Raw genomic sequence first — 306 nt, forward strand, 5'->3', positions numbered from 1 at the left:
CGGGCATCCCGCAGCAGACCGGCAGGCCCCGGTACCTCCGGTGTGACGCGGTCCTCGCCGTACAAAAATTCAAGGTGCGCCCGCACCGTATCCCGCGTGGGCGCGTCGAGATAAAACTGCACCACCGGCTCCAGCGGGATCTGATTCAGCAGCAGGCGTTCGGGGTCCTCAATGGTCACCCTGCTGCCCTGCTCCGGCAGGACGTAGCTGCAAAAGGCGGTGGCATCCCCGGTGGTAAAGAACAGGCTCTTGCCGCACAGCGCCTCAAGGGCGGGCCGCATCCGTGCGCTTTCGGCCCGGTCCAGC

At 66.7% G+C, this 306-nt stretch carries 1 protein-coding gene; it reads right to left on the reverse strand.

Annotated features, from left to right (window positions below; translation table 11 throughout):
* The coding region (locus P0G09_RS18110; RefSeq protein WP_275253364.1) for an SNF2 helicase associated domain-containing protein at nt 1–306 on the reverse strand (306 nt) is incomplete at both ends.

This window comes from Faecalibacterium sp. DFI.5.82 (genome assembly GCF_029076575.1).
Taxonomy (GTDB): Bacteria; Bacillota; Clostridia; order Oscillospirales; family Ruminococcaceae; genus Faecalibacterium; species Faecalibacterium duncaniae.